Raw genomic sequence first — 14852 nt, forward strand, 5'->3', positions numbered from 1 at the left:
GACCTCATCGGGGCGCCACCCTCAAGCGGGGGGCCGCCGCTCTGCGTGGTGGCCCCGTGCTCGGTCAGCGGGCGCCGGCGCCGGACAGGACGTCCGCCGTCAGGCGCACCGGCAGCGCGCGGTGACCGTTCATGATGAAGGTCGGGAGCGGCTGGAGCTCCTCGGCCGGCACGGCGAGGTTGAGCCCGGGGAAGCGCGCGAAGAGGGTGGACAGGCCCACCGTCGCCACCAGGCGGGCGATGCCCGCGCCCAGGCAGTAGTGCGGGCCGAAACCGAAGGACAGGTGCTCCTTGTCGGCGCGGGTGATGTCGAACTCCTCGGCGCTGTCGCCGTGCAGCTTCGGGTCGCGGCCGACACCGCTGTAGTTGACGAGGATCGGGTCGCCCTTGGGGATCGTCACCCCGTCCAGTTCGATGTCCTCGACGGCGTACCGGAGCGGCAGGTGGGCCAGCGGCGACTCGACGCGCAGCGTCTCGTCGATCACGTCGTCCCAGGAGGCCTCGCCCGAGAGGACGAGCGCGAGCTGCTCGGGGTTGCTGAGCAGCGCGGTGATCGCGTTGTCGAAGAAGTTGATGGTGGTCTCGGAGCCGGCTCCGAGGATCGCGAAGATCGTGTCGCACAGCTCCGACTCGGACAGGCGCGTGCCGTCCTCGTCGCGGGCGGCGATCAGGTCGCTCGTGATGTCCTCACCGGGGTTGGCGCGCTTCTGCGCGACCAGCTCCTCCATGGCTCCGCGCCAGTTCGCCAGCACGGCCTGGGCCTGCTCGGGGGTGACGGTGGTGTCCACCATCATGTCGATGACCTTCGCGGTCGCCGTGCGCTGCTCCTCGCCCATGCCGATCAGCTCGGCCACGAGCATGGCGGGCAGCGGGTACGCGAAACGCTCGCGCAGGTCCACGGTCTCGCCCGGCTCCACGGAGTCCAGCGAGCCCAGGAGGTGGTTGGTGAGGCCGACGATGAGCGGACGGACCGCCTCGGTGCGGCGCGGGGTGAACGCCTTGCCGACCAGCCGGCGCAACCGGATGTGGTCCTTGCCGAACGCGGTGACCATGTTGTCCATCGCGATCCAGCTGATCATCTCCCAGTCCGGACGGATCCGGCCCTCGATGAAGTCCGGCCAGTGGTTGCGGGCGCTCTTGGTGACCATGGGGTCGGTCAGGACCTTGCGCACGGTCGCGTAGTCGTTGATCGACCAGGCCAGGACCCCGCCGGGGAGCTCCACCTGGACGGGACCCTGCGCGCGCAGCGCGGCGGCTTCGGTGTGGATGTCCTGGCCGGTGGTGTCCAGGGTGTGTGCGACGGGGCAGCGCTGCGTCATGTGTTCTCCCGAGGTGACGTGGTCTGTGGATCGGTCGGTGCGTACGCCGGGCCGCCGCTCTCCAGGACGAGGTACGGATCGTCCATCTCGTACCAGCCCAGGCCCGGCGGGCAGCGGTCGTAGCCCAGCAGCCGCCGCACCTCCTCGGGGTAGGCCAGTACGGCTTCCCTCGGCACGGCGAGGTACTGGTTCTCTTCCTGGCGCAGGTTGCCCAGGTCGATGGCGATGGTCAGGCCGGTCCGCGGGGTGTCCGTCGAGTTGCTGCCGCCTCCGTGGTAGACGCCGCCCAGCCAGATCAGGCCGGAGCCGGCCCGCATCTCCGTCGGGTGGGCCTCTTCGGTGCGCGGGGCGCGCTCGTCGTCCCAGTGGTGGCTGCCCGGGATCACCATCGTGCCGCCGTTGGCGGCGGTGAAGTCGCTCATGGCCAGCATCAGCTGGACCCGGCTGGTGGGGCCGGGGTGGCGCCGCAGGTGCAGCGCGTCGTCGCGGTGCAGGGGCTGCTTGCCCTGGCCCTTGTGGATCTGGATCGCCTGCGTGCCGCTGATCTGCACCGTCGGGACGAGCTCGGTGCGCGACCGGCCGATCCACACGTGCACGGGCTGCTGCATGATCCTGCGTGCCGCACCGAGGAACAGCGGGTGCGTGACCACCGGGGTGAGCCGGGCGGTACGAGCGAAGATCGACGAGACCCGGCGGGTGCGGGTGCCGTTGTACCAGTCGCCGCTGTAGTCGCGGGCCTCCAGGTCGAGGGCGAGGTCCTCCCACAGTCCCTTCAGGGTGTCGGCGTCGGCGAGGTCCTCGACGATCACCCCGCCGTCCCGCTCCAGGATCTCCACCACGTCGTCGAGGGGGGTATCGGGCCCGACCCGCCGCAGAGCTGCCATCACCTGTTCACCTTCTCCGCTTCGCTCGCGTGCCTCGGGCCTAACCTGCGGCGCGGGCCTTGACGATGCGGATGAGGGACTCCAGGTTCGGGTCCTCCTCGAAGATGTCGCCGACCTCGATCTCGACGCCGAGCTCCTCCTCGACGCGCGACACGATGCGGGTGGCCGAGATCGACTCGCCGCCCGCCTCGAAGAACGTCGCGTCCTTCTGGTCCTCGGACAGCTCCCCGAGGATCTCCGTCCAGATCGTTCCGACCGTCGTCTCGACCGTGGCCACATCGGTGCTCATGCGCACTTCTCCCTATCCCGTTCGGTACGCCCACAGGGCGTGCCCCGGCAGCTTCACACCTCGCTCCGGGGACGGGCATCTCCTGGATTGCGGGGCACCGGACGGGCTCGCGGCCTCGGATCAGGGCCGGGCCCCGCGCCGGGGCAGGCGCCTACGGATGCCCGGCGGCAAGGGCCCGCAGGCCGCGGCGCAGCAGCTTCCCCGTGGGGTTGCGGGGCAGGGAGGGTACGACGGTCACCTCGTGGGGCACCTTGTACCAGGTCAGCGCCGAGCGCGCGGCGGCGAGCAGTTCCCCGGGCACGGTGAAGGCCTCCTTTACGGCCGGGTGAGCCATGAGCGTGTCCTCGGTCTCGGCCGGGTGCACATGGAGCCCCGCGACGATCTCCACGTCGTCGAGGCGGCCGTGGACGGTGACGAAGCCGTCCTCGTCGACGGTGGCCGCGTCGCTCGTGGAGTACCACGCGTGCGGGGCGAGCCGCAGGGGCGTGTCGCTGCCGCGGGCGACGCCGGGGCCGATGGTGGGGCCGGGCAGCTGCAGGCGCCCCTCGGTGCCGGGCGGGAGTTCGCGGCCGTCCTCGCCGACCACCCGGGCCCGGTAGGGGGCGAGGACCCGGCCGAGGGTGAACTCGCGCGCGGAGCCCGCCCTGTTGGCGAGCAGGGCGTGGCCGATCTCGGTCGTCCCGTACACGTTGACCAGGCGCTCCCCCAAGATCGCGCCTGACGACTGCCCTTCCGGCAGCCGGGATGAGCGCGAGGCCCATCCGGTACACGTGCAAGACGTTGCAGGCTGCGTTGTGGTCGGCGTTGCCCGACCAGCCGCAGTCCGGGTTCTTGCACACGAACACGGCCTGGCTCTCCCGGTTGCCGGGCGTGGTGAAGCCGCACACGGAGCAGCGTTGGGAGGTGCCGGGGGCGGGGACCTTGTGCAGGATGCCGCGGCCGAGCACCGCCGGCCCGGCCGCCGCGGCTCCGGAGCCGCGGGCAGCGGTGTCGAAGTGTCAGCCGATGGCGAGACCGGCCGTGAACCAGTGCTCCACCTCGCGGATCCGCGCTTCGCAGTCGGCGCGGTCGGTGCCGGTGACGATGAAGGCCGCCAGGAAGTCGCCGGAGTGCGCGGCGTCCTCCACGCGGTCCCCGACCTGCGCGAAGGTCTGGTACTTGAGCACGCCGGGGGGCATCTTCGCCGGGTCGGGCAGGGCGCTGAGGATCCCGGGGCGCTTGGTGAAGAGCAGTTGTCCGGCGATGCGCGACGGGTCGCGGCGCGGCTCGCGTTCCACCGGAAGCCCGAGCTGGCGGCGTACCGGGTACTCCATCGGGTCGAAGCCGAACAGGGCGCGCTGAACGTCGCGTACGCCGGCGCCGCCGGCCCGCGAGGCGGCCTCGCACAGCAGCAGTTCGCCGTCGGGGGTGACGAACACCTCGATGTGGAAGGCGAAGTGGTCGGGCCCGCCGAAGGCGGCCAGTACCTTCTCGCCGAACTCCGACAGCCGGCGGGCCAGCGGATCGGCGGTGTCGAGCGCGATGTCCACCCGGCCCTTGCGGTCCCGGAAGTCCGCGAGCACGTAGGTGTACTGGGAGGGCCACAGGGTGGCGATCTCGCCGTCGAGCACGGTGCCGTCGACGTGGCACATCGAACCCTCGACGTACGCCTCCACGAGCCATCCCGGCTCGCCGGCCTCGTCGGTGAGCTCGGTTGCGGCGATCCAGTCGGCCAGCTCGGCCGGCGTACGCAGGATGGCCACGCCGACCGACAGGGCGCCGCGGCGGGGCTTGACCACCGCCGGCAGCCCGTGGGCGGCGACGAAGTGGCCCAGGTCTTCGGGGTCGGTGATCAGGGCGTGCTCGGCGACCGGGATGCCCGCCGCCACGGCGGCGAACTTCATCGCCCACTTGTCGCGGTAGACGACCGCGGAGTCCGGGCGCTGTCCCGGCAGGCCGAACCGCTCGCGCAGCACCGCCGCCCGCTCGATGTCGAACTCCTGGGTGGCGACGATGTCCGTCACCCCGAACTCGCGGATCAGCTCGGCGGCCCGCTCGGCGACGTTCGAGCCGGAGTCGTAGTCGGGCAGCGCTTCGGCGTGCACGTACGGCGCCTCGGTGGGCAGTTCCTCGCCGTGCAGGGCCAGCTGCTGCGCCGAGCCGAGCAGGACGATCTTCGAGTCGTGTCCCTCCAGCCACTGGTCGTAGGGGTTGGCGCGCAGGGATCCGCGGTGCAGAACCAGGGTGGTGGTCATGAGGTGGTCCTCTCGTTCCAGATGCTCACGTACCGCTCCCCGGTGTCGGGCAGGATCGTGACGATGGTCTTGCCCGCGTACTCGGGACGGCGGGCGAGCTCGGCGGCTGCGTAGGCGGCGGCTCCGGAGGAGAGCCCGGCGAAGAGGCCCTGCTCGCGGAGGAGCGCCCGGGCGGAGCCGAGAGCGGCCTCGTCGGGGCAGGTCAGGACGCGGTCGATGAGCGAGATGTCGGTGGTGGGTGAGACGAAGCCGCCGTTGAGGCCCGGGATGCGGTGCGCTCCGGCGTAGCCCTGGGAGAGCACCGGGGAGTTCTCCGGCTCCACAGCGACGACCTCCAGGTCCGGGTTGCGTTCGCGCAGGTAGCGGCCCGCGCCGGTCAGGGTGCCGCCGGTGCCGACTCCGGCGACCAGTACGTCGACCCGGCCGCCGGTGTCGGCCCAGATCTCGGGTCCGGTGGTCTCGTAGTGCGCACGGACGTTGTCGGAGTTGTCGTGCTGGCGCATGTACCAGGAGCCGGGGGTGGCGGCCTCGATCTCCTCGGCCTTGGCGATCGCGGCGGCGAAGCCCTCGGCGGCGGGGGTGTGCACGACCTCGGCGCCCAGTGCGCCGAGCAGGCCGATCCGCTCGCTGGTCGCGCTGTCCGGCAGGACGACGATGCAGCGGTAGCCGCGTACGGCGCTCAGTGCGGCGAGCGTGATGCCGGTGTTGCCCGAGGTGGCTTCGATGACTGTACCGCCGGGGACCAGGTCACCGCGCTGTTCAGCGGCCCGGATCATGTACAGGGCGGCCCGGTCCTTGGCGCTGGCGTACGGGTTGGCCGACTCCAGCTTGCCCAGGACGCGCACCGAGGGGTCGGCGTCCGCGACGGCGATGCGCACCAGCGGGGTGTTGCCGATGAGTTCCTCGACGCCGGCGGCGATACGGGTCTCTGCGGGTGCGGTCGCGGTGGTCACGGCGGGGCTCCTGTGCGGGTGTGCGGTTGCGGGGGCGGATGTACGGGCGGCGGGGAAGGGGCGGTGGGCGGCGAGCACCGTGGCGGTCACCACTAGAAGGCCTCGGCGAGGAGGCGGACGGGGGTGGGCAGCGCGGCCGGCTTGATGACCGAGCGGGGGGCGTAGACCCGGCCGCCGGGGGCGATGTCCTCGGTGACGGTGGCCATCGCTCCGATCAGTGCGCGCTCGCCGACGGTGACCGGTCCCAGCACGGTCGCGTTGGCCCCGAGGACCACTCCGTCGCCGATCGTGGGGTGGCGGCGGCGGCCGGCGGGAAGGGCGTTGTCGCTCCACCAGCCGACGGCGCCGAGGGTGACCTGCTGGAAGATCGTCACGTCGTTGCCGACCCGGGCGGTCTGGCCGATCACGACGGAGGCGCCGTGGTCGATGAAGACGCGGCGGCCGAGGACGGCCCCGGGGTGGATCTCGACCCCGGTGCTCCGGCGGGCGGAGCGGGACAGGAGGCGGGCGGCGGTGCGCAGGCCGCGGCGGTAGAGCCGGTGGGCCACGCGGTGGGTCCACAGGGCCGGCAGTGCGGGGTGGAGCAGGGCTTCCCAGAGGCTGTCGATGGAGGGGTCGCGGGCGACGATGACCTCCAGGTCCTCGCGCATGATGCTCAGCAGTCCGGACTGTGCGTACATGTTGGTCAGCTCCTCGGGTGCGCGATGCGTTCGACGGCCACCTGCCGGGCGCAGGAGGTGACGCTCTGGGAAGGGGTGGCGGCCGGCGGCCGGCGGTGGATCGCGCCGCACAGGGCGACGAGTTCCCGTACTGCGGCCACGGCCTCGGGCGGAGTGGCGGGGCCGGGGGCCAGGAGCCACGGGCGGCCCTCGAAGCGGTCGGCCGCGACGGCCTCGGGCTCTACGGTCCGCGGGGCGCCCGGCGGGCGGCCGGGGACGTAGGCGAACTGGTCGCAGCCCCGCAGGAGGATCTCCTGCCACATCGACTCGTCGGTGCCGTCCACATCCGTGTAGGCGTGGCCGAGTCCGCGGGCCTGCGCCTCGTAGAGGACGTCGGCGGCGCTGCCCGGGTCGGTGGCCACGACCACCACGTCGGCGGGCGGGTCGCCGGGGAGGAGCAGGGTGCCGGCTCCGGCGCGCAGGGCGCGGTCCAGCGCCCGGGGGTCGCTGTCGTCGAGGGCGACGTCGACCCCGGCGCGGGTCAGGGCGAGGGCGATCGAGGTACCGGTCGCTCCGCAGCCGATCACGGTGACGCTGCGCAGTGGCGTGCTCGTCATGGTCTCTCCTGGTGGGCTTCGGCCGATGGCGTCGGGCTGGTCCCGGGGTGCGGGGACCGGCGGTCGGTGGGGGACCCGGCTCGTGGCCGGGAGCCCGGTCAGTCGCAGCACTGGTCCGCGAACTGGCCCGGCGTACGGCCCTCACCGGCGGGGCCGCGGTAGGCCTGCGCGATGTCGAGCCAGCGGTCGGCCTCTTCGCCGGTGGCGACCAGGGCGAGGTCGTCGCGGTGGCGGCGGCGGGTCACCAGGAGGCAGAAGTCGTGGACGGGGCCGGTGATCTTCTGGGTGGCGTCCTCGGGGCCGAAGGTCCACACGTCGCCGACCGGAGAGGTCAGTTCGAAGCGGAAGGGCTCGGCCGGCGGGGTCAGCTGGTGGGCGAGGTAGCCGAAGTCGCGGGTCAGGACGGCGAACTGGACCAGCGGGCGGAGCCGCTCGGTGGGCTCGCGGCGGACGCCGAGGGCGTCGGCGATGTCCTGTCCGTGGCCGAAGAGCTCCATGATTCCGGCACAGGCGAGGACGTGCGGCGGCAGCGGGTTGACGAGCCACGGCACGACCGAGTTCTCGGGGACGGCGGCCAGGGCCTCGACCGAGGCGTCGCCCTCGCTGCGGAAGCGGGCGAGCAGCTCCTTCGGCGGGAAGCCGTTGAACTGCTGGAGGGCCGCGTTGACCGCGCCGTCGAAGTTCTGCGAGGCCTTGGCCGCGATGCCCTTGAAGGTGTCCGGGTCGGCGGCCGCGGTCTTGGCGAGCCGGAAGATGAAGGTCAGGTGGGCGATCTGGTCCGCGATGCTCCAGCCGGGCGCCGGGGTCGGCTTGGCCCAGTCGGCCTCGTCGATGTTCCGGACCAGGTTCTCGACCTCGTCGATGTCCGCGGCGAGGGCCTTCAGTACGTCGTTGAGCGACATGTCGTACTCACTTTCCTGATGGGTTGTGTGATGCAACTGAGTGGACGTGCAGAGTTTTTTGAAGCAACTGATGAGGCGTGCAGAGTTGCTTGAAGCAACTCACTGATCAGCGCTAAAAGCGCGCCCCGAGGGGCGGGTTGGCTAGGCGGAGACCAGCTGGGGCAGCAGGGGAAGGACCCCCTTGCGGCCGCTCTTGAAACCGGTCGGGGCCGGAGCTCCGTAGGTCACCGCGACACCCCTGCGCTGGGCCGCGGCCACGATGCTGGGGACGGCGCGCTCGGCGACGGCAGCGATGGTCATGGCCGGGTTGACGGTCAGGGCGCCGGGGACGGCGGAGCCGTCGGTGACGAAGATGCCGGCGTGGCCGCGCAGCTCGTTGGTGTCGTCGAGAGCGGAGGTCTCGGGGTCGTCGCCCATGCGGACGGAGGCCAGCGGGTGCACGGTGTAGGCGCCGACGAGGTCGTTGGTCCACGGCATCACCTTGGCGAGGCCGTCCTTCTCCATGATCTCCTTCACCTCGGCGTCGGACTGGTTCCAGCCGTGCCAGGTGTTCTTCGTCGGCTGGTACGAGAGGTTGCCGCGGCCGAGCATCTGCTGGGAGATGCGGTGGGCGTTTCCGGTGGCCGGAGGCGGGCCGAAGACCCCCTCGTTGTCGTCCTCGGTCATCGAGAAGATGGTGAGCCAGGACTTCCAGTTCTTGAGGATCTCCTTCTTCTCCTTGCCGAACCAGGTCGGCCCGGTGGCGTCGGGTGCCTGGGCGAGGATCGTGCCCAGGCCCGGCGGGAAGTAGAGCTGTTCCAGGGAGTAGCGGGAGTACTCGGGCAGGGAGCCGTCGAGCTTGTCCCAGCTGGCCACGGTGGGGCCCTTGCCGATCGCGTTGGCGCCGTAGGGCAGTTGGCCGTCCCCGCGGGACAGTCCCAGGATCTCGGCGACCTTGTCCTCGTTGAGGATGGCGGTGTTGAGCCGCTCGCCGTTGCCGGAGAAGTAGCGTCCGACGGCGTGCGGCATCGCGCCGAGGTGGGCTTCGCTGCGCTGGAGGATGACCGGGGTGGCAGCGGCTCCGGCCGCCATCACGACGATCTTGGCCTCGATGACTCCGGACCCGTTCTGCAAACGGTAGTCCGTGTCGTCGACGATGTTGTAGTGGACCCGGTAGTCGCCCTCGGGGGTCCGCGCCAGGTACTGCACTTCGTGCAGGGGGCGGATCTCCGCGCCGTGGGCGAGCGCTGCCGGGAGGTAGTTGACCGTGAGCGACTGCTTCGCCTCGAAGCGGCATCCGGCCATCATGAAGTTGCAGTTGGTGCACTTGGAGTTGTCGATCGCCACGGCGAGCGGGTTGGCGGTGCGCCCGGAGTGGTTGCACGCCGCCGCCCACAGACCGCCGGCGTAGGAGACGTCGCTCCACTCCTGCTTGGTGACGGAGAGGGACTCCTCGATCCGGTCGTACCACGGGTCGAGGGTCTCGCGGCTCACCGCCTTCGGCCACATGCGGCGGCCGATGCTTCCCTTGCGGTCGAAGACGAACTTGGGGGCGCGGGGCATGGCCGCGAAGTAGACGACGCTGCCGCCGCCGACGCAGTTGCCGCCCAGCACGCTCATCCCGTCGCCGACGACGAAGTCGAAGGCCCGCGTGTAGGAGGAGCCGAGCTTGTAGTCGTGCTCGAAGTCCTTGCTCTCCAGCCAGGGTCCGCGCTCCAGCACCGTGACCTTCGCACCGCCCGCGGCGAGGTGGTAGGCCGCGATGGCGCCACCGAAGCCGCTGCCGATGACCAGGACGTCCGTCTTCTCGATGGTGTTGCTCATGCTGGGCTCCCGCAGGGCGTGGTGTCGGGGTGGAGGTCGGCGAGCTGGCGGCCGTAGCCGAAGTCCTGGAATCTCCACAGGCCGTCGGCGTCGGGCTTGCTGATGCCCATCGCCACGAGACCGGGGTGGTCGTCTTCGAGCGCCTGGGCGGTGTGCAGGTGCGCGGCCGAGTCGAAGGCCATGTTGCAGAAGAGCGAGAGCAGGACCCAGAAGTCCTTCTCCGGGTGGCCCGGAGTGGTGAGGTCGACGATCAGCTGCACCCGGTCCTCGTAGCCGAGGGCCACGAAGGGCGGCACCGTCTCGTCCAGGACCATCTCCCGCAGCGCGGCGTAGGCCCGGGTGTGGTCGTTGACCAGGTTCGCGAGGTCCTCGAGACCGTCGTGGACGCCGGTGGCGTCCCAGCGAAGCAGCTCCAGGGCGCCGGCGGCGACCGCGCCGCCACCGGTGGAGACCCCGGCCACGGCCCGGTCTCCGGGCCAGCGCTTCTCACCGGGGACGATCGTGTCCGCGTAGGCCTCGAGCGTGAGAGCGGCGTCGGGTCCGATCTCGACCCTGCGCTCGGCTCTTTCCTGCACTGCCTGCATCTCGTCCTCCTTCGGTTCGGTGGGCTTTTCCTGCTGGCGTGACTTGAAGGTAGATCTGCACGGTCGTTTCAAACAACCAACCGAAGCCCGGTTCACCGAACACTGAGTTGCGTCATGAAACTAGGCGAAGTCGCGGCTAGGCCGCTCTCCCGCTCACAAAAAAAAGGGTCGTCCGGTTATTGTCGTTCGGACATCCAGGTTTCCCGCCGTCACTCGGCCCCTAAGCGGCAACCGGAACGGCTCGCCACAGTGCATGCCTTGAGTTGAACGGGGGGGAGAAGTTGGAAGGCACGGACAGAAGTCTGGAGCTGCCCACGAATCTCACCCACCGGGTCCGCATCGATGCCCTTCGGTCGGCGGATTCGCCCCGGCTGGCCGGCGTGGACACGAGTCACGTGCAGCGGCTCGCCGAAATACACGCGTCTTTGCCTCCGATACTCGTCCACCGGCCCACGATGCGGATCGTCGACGGTTCGCACCGGGTGGCGGCCGCCGTCCTGCGCGGCGAGGACAGCGTCGAGGTCCACTACTTCGACGGCCCCGAGGCGGACTCTTTCCTGCGGTCGGTCTCCGCGAACGTCGCCCACGGGCTGCCCCTGTCCACACCGGAACGCAAGGCGGCCGCGGAGCGCATCCTGCGCTCGCACGCCGACCTGTCCGACCGGGCCGTGGCCACCCACACGGGACTCGACGCGAAGACCGTCGCGGCCATCCGCCGGAGTTCAACCGAGGACGTCCGTCAGTCGAACACCCGGATCGGCGCCGACGGCAAGGCCCACCCCCTGGACCGCACCGCCGAGCGCATCCATGCCGCCGAGCTGATGACCAGCCGGCCCGACCTGCCCCTACGGGCCATCGTCAGGGAAACCGGCCTGTCCCTCGGCACCGCTCACGACGTGCGTCAACGCCTGCTGCGCGGCGAGGCGCCGATTCCCGCTCCGCGCCGCGGCGTCCCGTCGGACGCCACCGGTGCGAGCGCCCGGGTCACGCCCGAGCGGGCACACGCGCCGGACTCCCCGGACGCCACGACCGCGGCCGTACCCGCCCGAAGAGCCGGCCCTCCGGGCGTCGGCGCGGGACGGACCAGGACCTCCCTGGACCTGCTGCGCGGACTCACGAGTGATCCGTCACTGCGGCACTCGGAGTCGGGACGGCAGTTCCTGCGCTGGCTCCACACCCACTTCGTCCTGGACGACGCCTGGCGCCGGCAGCTGGGATCCGTCCCCCCGCACTCCACGGCCACCGTGGCGGAGCTCGCTCTCCAGTGCTCCCACGCGTGGCGCAGGTTCGCGGAAGAGCTGGCCAGCCGCCGGCTGACGGACGTCTCCGGGGCGGGCACGCATCAGCCCGCTCCGGAATCCCGGAAGTAACCGGGACATCGCAACGCCATTACTCAACGACAGGGAGAAACGGTGACCTCCACCGCCATTGAGAGCGCTGTCCACCGGGTGATCAACGATATGCACGTCAACCTGGGCCAGGACCTAACCATTGACGACATGGCGCGTACCGCAATGTTCAGCAAATTCCACTTCACCCGTGTATTCAGGGATGTGACCGGAACGTCGCCGGGGCGCTTTCTGTCTGCTTTGCGGCTTCAGGAGGCGAAGCGCCTCCTGGTGGACACCAAATTCAGCGTCGCCGATATCAGCAGCCAGGTCGGATACAGCAGCGTGGGCACCTTCAGCTCGCGCTTCAAGTCCTGTGTCGGCGTTTCTCCGAGCATGTTCCGGGAATTGGGCGGATACGCGCCGGCCATCGAGACCGACGCCGCGGGCAAGGGCGTCACCTCGCGCAGCGTGCTGCGCGGCCGGATCGTCTTCCCCGAGGACCGCGACCCCGGCTTCTGCTTCCTGGGTCTCTTCCCGACCCCCGTGCCGCAGGGGCAGCCCGTCCGCTGCTCCGTGCTGGACGGCCCCGGCTCCTTCGAGCTCCGCGACATCCCGCCGGGCACCTGGTACCTGCTCGTGCACTCGGTTCCGTACAGCTACGAGCACCTGCCGTCGGGCACCGGCGACCAGGACACCGTCTCGGTGGGCCGGTACGGTCCGGTCACCGCGCACGCCGACACGCTGCTCCTGCCCGCCGAGGTCACTCTGCGTCCGGTGGACGCCCTGGAGCCCCCCGTCCTGATGGCCCTGCTCGACCTGCGCCTCAACGCCATGGAGCGCAAGGCCGCCGCGAGCTGACGGGAAGCAGACACGAAGAAGGGGCCGGCCACGGTAACCACCGTGGCCGGCCCCTTCTTCGTGTCTGCTTGTCAGTCCGCCGAGCGGATCGTCATCGGCAGCCCGCCGCGCATGCGCAGCGACATCATCGGCTCGGCGACGCCCTCGTGCCCCGGCACCACGTCGAGGTCGAGGTCACGGGTGACCAGGGCCGTCACGAAGACCGCCTCCATCATCCCGAGGTTGCTTCCGATGCAGAACCGAGGTCCGGCCCCGAAGGGGATGTAGGCGTAGCGCGGCCGGTTGGCGACCCGCGACACCTCGAAGCGCGTCGGGTCGAAGCGCTCCGGGTCCTCCCAGAAGTCCGGGTGGCGGTGCAGGGTGTACGGGCACACCAGCACGTCGGCCTTGGCCGGCACGGTGAACCCGCCGACCTCGTCGCCCTGCTGGGCGATGCGCGGCAGGATCCACACCGGCGGGTACAGCCGCATGGCCTCCTGCACGACCTGCGTCGTGTACGAGAGCTTGTGCAGGTCCTCGGCGTCGGGCAGCCGCCCGCCGGCCAGGACCGCACGGGCCTCGTCGCGCACCAGGTCGCGTACGTGCGGGTTGCGCGCGAGCAGCAGCAGGGTCCAGCCCAGCGTGCTCGCCGTCGTCTCGTGCCCGGCGAGGAGCAGGGTGACGATCTCGTCCTGGAGGCGCTTGCGGCCGAGGGCCGGGTCGCTCTCCTTGCGGGCGGCCAGGATCATCCGGGAGAAGGCGTCGTCGGTGTCGTCGCCGTCGGACATCCGGGCGCTGCGGTCCGCGACGAGCACGTCCACGGTGGCCGTCAGGTCGGCGCGGGCCCGGCGGAAGTTGCGCTGGGTCGCGAAGGGCAGCCAGGTCGGCATGAGGCCCTGGCTGACCATGTCGAACATGGCCTGGTCCTGTACGGCCTCGAAGGCGTGCGCGATCCCGTCGTGCCCGTCCAGCGACGTGTCCATGAGGGTCCGGCCCAGCACCCCGAGGGTGAGTCCGGTGACCTCGTGGAGCACGTCGACCGCTCCCCCGCCGGCCCGGAGCCGGAGCAGGTCCAGCAGACGTCCGGCCTCCTCGGCCACGATGCCCGCCTGCGCGGCGATGCGGCCCGGCTTGAACGCGGGCTGCACGTTGCGGCGCTGCGCCTTCCACAGGTCGCCCTCGCTGGTGAGCAGGCCGTCGCCGAGCACCTTGCGGGACTCCACGAGGCCGATGCCCTTGTGGTAGTTGGCCGCGTTGTCGGCCAGGACGTGCTTGGCGTAGTCGGGGCGGTTGAAGATGTACATCTTCTTCGGCCCCATCGACACGCGGACGGCATCGGAGAGCTCCGCGGCGTCGCGCATCATGGCGAGCCGGTCCACGGCCAGCTTGCGCAGCAGCCCGGGCAGCTGCCAGAAGGCGGGACCTGGTGGGTGCACCGCCATCAGGCCCCCCCGCGCTGCGCCGGGACGAGGTCCCGGAACGAGCCGCGGTGGAAGACCAGCGGCTCGCGGTCCGGGATCTCGTCCACGGCGATCAGCTCCCCCAGGTAGAGGGTGTGGTCGCCGGCGTCGTACGCACTCCACTTCGCGCACTCGAAGTGCGCGGCCGCCCCCGCGATCAGGGGCGCGTCGGAGACACGGCCGGGCAGCCAGTCGACGGCGTCGAACTGGCCGGCCCCCATGGGGCGCGAACGGTCGGCGAAGTGCCGGGCCACGCCCTCCTGGCCGGCGCCGAGCACCGACACCGAGAAGGTGGCGGCCTCGGCGAGGTAGCGGTGCATGAGCGCCTCCTTGCCGACGCTCACGAGGAGCAGGGGCGGCTCCAGGGAGACCGAGGTGAAGGAGTTGGCGGTCATGCCCCGCGGGGAGGCACCGCCCACCGTCACCACGGTCACCCCGGTGGCGAAGTGCCCGAAGGCCCGCCGCAGCCGCGAGGGGTCGCCGACGGCGACACCCTGCGGCGGTACGGCGGTCATGACGGTCACGCGGCTCGCCCGGACATGACCCGGTTCTGGGTCGAGTACGGCTCCAGGGCCCGTGCCAGGCCCTCGGGGATCAGCGACGGGACCGTGTTGGTGTTCGGTCCGCGCATGCAGGCGATGCGCTGGCGGCCGCGGGCGATGAGGACCTCGACGCCACTGGTGATCTTCACGTAGTCGAACGTGAACTCCAGCTGGGTCTGCCCGAGTTCGGACAGCCGCATACGGATCGACAGTTCGTCGAAGGCCGTGATCTCGGCGAAGAACTCGCAGTCCACCTTGAGCGTGAACAGCTTGAGGTCGTCCTGCACCTCGGCCAGCACGTCCGGCGCCTTCTTCTGCAGGAACAGTTCACGGCAACGGCCCTGCCAGCGCAGGTAGTTGACGTAGTACACGTTGCCTACGAGGTTGGTCTCCTCGAAACCGACCGTGTGCAGGTACTCGAAGTAGTCTTCAGCCATGA

16 protein-coding genes and 1 pseudogene are annotated in these 14852 nt (G+C 70.9%); 2 read left to right on the forward strand and 15 right to left on the reverse strand.

The features are described 5' to 3' along the window. Positions 1-64 precede the first annotated feature (64 nt). The 12 genes and pseudogenes from AC061S_RS18040 to AC061S_RS18095 all read right to left on the reverse strand — a co-directional run bounded on the left by AC061S_RS18040 (position 65) and on the right by AC061S_RS18095 (position 10243). Entirely contained in the window at positions 65-1318 is a 1254-nt protein-coding gene (locus AC061S_RS18040) for a cytochrome P450 family protein (RefSeq protein ID WP_478686971.1), read from the reverse strand. Beyond that, positions 1315-2202, reverse strand: a complete 888-nt coding sequence (locus AC061S_RS18045; RefSeq protein ID WP_478686972.1) for a phytanoyl-CoA dioxygenase family protein — start codon at positions 2200-2202, stop codon at positions 1315-1317. Before AC061S_RS18045 ends, AC061S_RS18040 begins: the two co-directional genes overlap by 4 nt. A gap of 40 nt (positions 2203-2242) precedes the next feature. After that, positions 2243-2491 (reverse strand): phosphopantetheine-binding protein, encoded by a 249-nt coding sequence (locus tag AC061S_RS18050; RefSeq protein WP_478686973.1) that lies wholly within the window; start codon positions 2489-2491, stop codon positions 2243-2245. 151 nt (positions 2492-2642) lie between these two features. Further along, entirely contained in the window at positions 2643-3200 is a 558-nt protein-coding gene (locus AC061S_RS18055; RefSeq protein WP_478686974.1) for an AMP-binding protein, read from the reverse strand. Between the two features lie 4 nt (positions 3201-3204). Further along, a pseudogene (locus AC061S_RS18060) lies at positions 3205-3426 on the reverse strand (zinc ribbon domain-containing protein); the annotation flags it as partial. A 63-nt stretch (positions 3427-3489) separates the two neighbouring features. Beyond that, positions 3490-4725, reverse strand: coding sequence for an ATP-grasp domain-containing protein (locus tag AC061S_RS18065; protein ID WP_478686975.1), 1236 nt, complete (start codon positions 4723-4725; stop codon positions 3490-3492). Continuing rightward, on the reverse strand, positions 4722-5678 hold the full coding sequence (gene cysK / locus AC061S_RS18070) for a cysteine synthase A (RefSeq protein ID WP_478686976.1): 957 nt from the start codon (positions 5676-5678) through the stop codon (positions 4722-4724). The genes AC061S_RS18065 and cysK overlap by 4 nt, the downstream gene beginning before the upstream one ends. A gap of 92 nt (positions 5679-5770) precedes the next feature. Continuing rightward, the gene (gene epsC, locus AC061S_RS18075; protein ID WP_478686977.1) at positions 5771-6358 is read right to left on the reverse strand and encodes a serine O-acetyltransferase EpsC; all 588 of its coding nucleotides are present in this window, start codon (positions 6356-6358) and stop codon (positions 5771-5773) included. A 5-nt stretch (positions 6359-6363) separates the two neighbouring features. Then, on the reverse strand, positions 6364-6954 hold the full coding sequence (locus AC061S_RS18080) for a prephenate dehydrogenase/arogenate dehydrogenase family protein (RefSeq protein ID WP_478686978.1): 591 nt from the start codon (positions 6952-6954) through the stop codon (positions 6364-6366). A 98-nt stretch (positions 6955-7052) separates the two neighbouring features. Beyond that, entirely contained in the window at positions 7053-7856 is an 804-nt protein-coding gene (locus AC061S_RS18085; RefSeq protein ID WP_478686979.1) for a TIGR03084 family metal-binding protein, read from the reverse strand. A 141-nt stretch (positions 7857-7997) separates the two neighbouring features. Beyond that, positions 7998-9659 carry an FAD-dependent oxidoreductase gene (locus tag AC061S_RS18090; protein WP_478686980.1) on the reverse strand — a complete coding sequence of 554 codons (1662 nt, stop codon included), beginning with the start codon at positions 9657-9659 and terminating at the stop codon, positions 7998-8000. Continuing rightward, the gene (locus AC061S_RS18095; protein ID WP_478686981.1) at positions 9656-10243 is read right to left on the reverse strand and encodes a DUF5987 family protein; all 588 of its coding nucleotides are present in this window, start codon (positions 10241-10243) and stop codon (positions 9656-9658) included. The genes AC061S_RS18090 and AC061S_RS18095 overlap by 4 nt, the downstream gene beginning before the upstream one ends. A gap of 455 nt (positions 10244-10698) precedes the next feature. Here AC061S_RS18095 and AC061S_RS18100 point away from each other — a divergent pair, with 455 nt between their 5' ends. Then, positions 10699-11613 carry a ParB/RepB/Spo0J family partition protein gene (locus AC061S_RS18100; protein WP_478686982.1) on the forward strand — a complete coding sequence of 305 codons (915 nt, stop codon included), beginning with the start codon at positions 10699-10701 and terminating at the stop codon, positions 11611-11613. Positions 11614-11655: 42 nt separating this feature from the next. Then, on the forward strand, positions 11656-12432 hold the full coding sequence (locus AC061S_RS18105) for a helix-turn-helix domain-containing protein (RefSeq protein ID WP_478686983.1): 777 nt from the start codon (positions 11656-11658) through the stop codon (positions 12430-12432). 71 nt (positions 12433-12503) lie between these two features. On the opposite strand, the gene AC061S_RS18110 is transcribed toward AC061S_RS18105, so the two are convergent. Genes AC061S_RS18110 through AC061S_RS18120 form a run of 3 tightly spaced genes read right to left on the reverse strand, consistent with a single transcriptional unit; the run spans position 12504 to position 14850 of the window. Next, complete coding sequence (locus AC061S_RS18110; RefSeq protein ID WP_478686984.1) at positions 12504-13853, reverse strand: cytochrome P450; 1350 nt, start codon at positions 13851-13853, stop codon at positions 12504-12506. Continuing rightward, the gene (locus tag AC061S_RS18115; RefSeq protein WP_478687065.1) at positions 13853-14386 is read right to left on the reverse strand and encodes a flavin reductase family protein; all 534 of its coding nucleotides are present in this window, start codon (positions 14384-14386) and stop codon (positions 13853-13855) included. Before AC061S_RS18115 ends, AC061S_RS18110 begins: the two co-directional genes overlap by 1 nt. A 5-nt stretch (positions 14387-14391) precedes the next feature. Beyond that, positions 14392-14850, reverse strand: coding sequence for an acyl-CoA thioesterase (locus tag AC061S_RS18120; RefSeq protein ID WP_478686985.1), 459 nt, complete (start codon positions 14848-14850; stop codon positions 14392-14394). Positions 14851-14852: the final 2 nt, after the last annotated feature.

This window comes from Streptomyces sp. CA189, assembly GCF_056428985.1.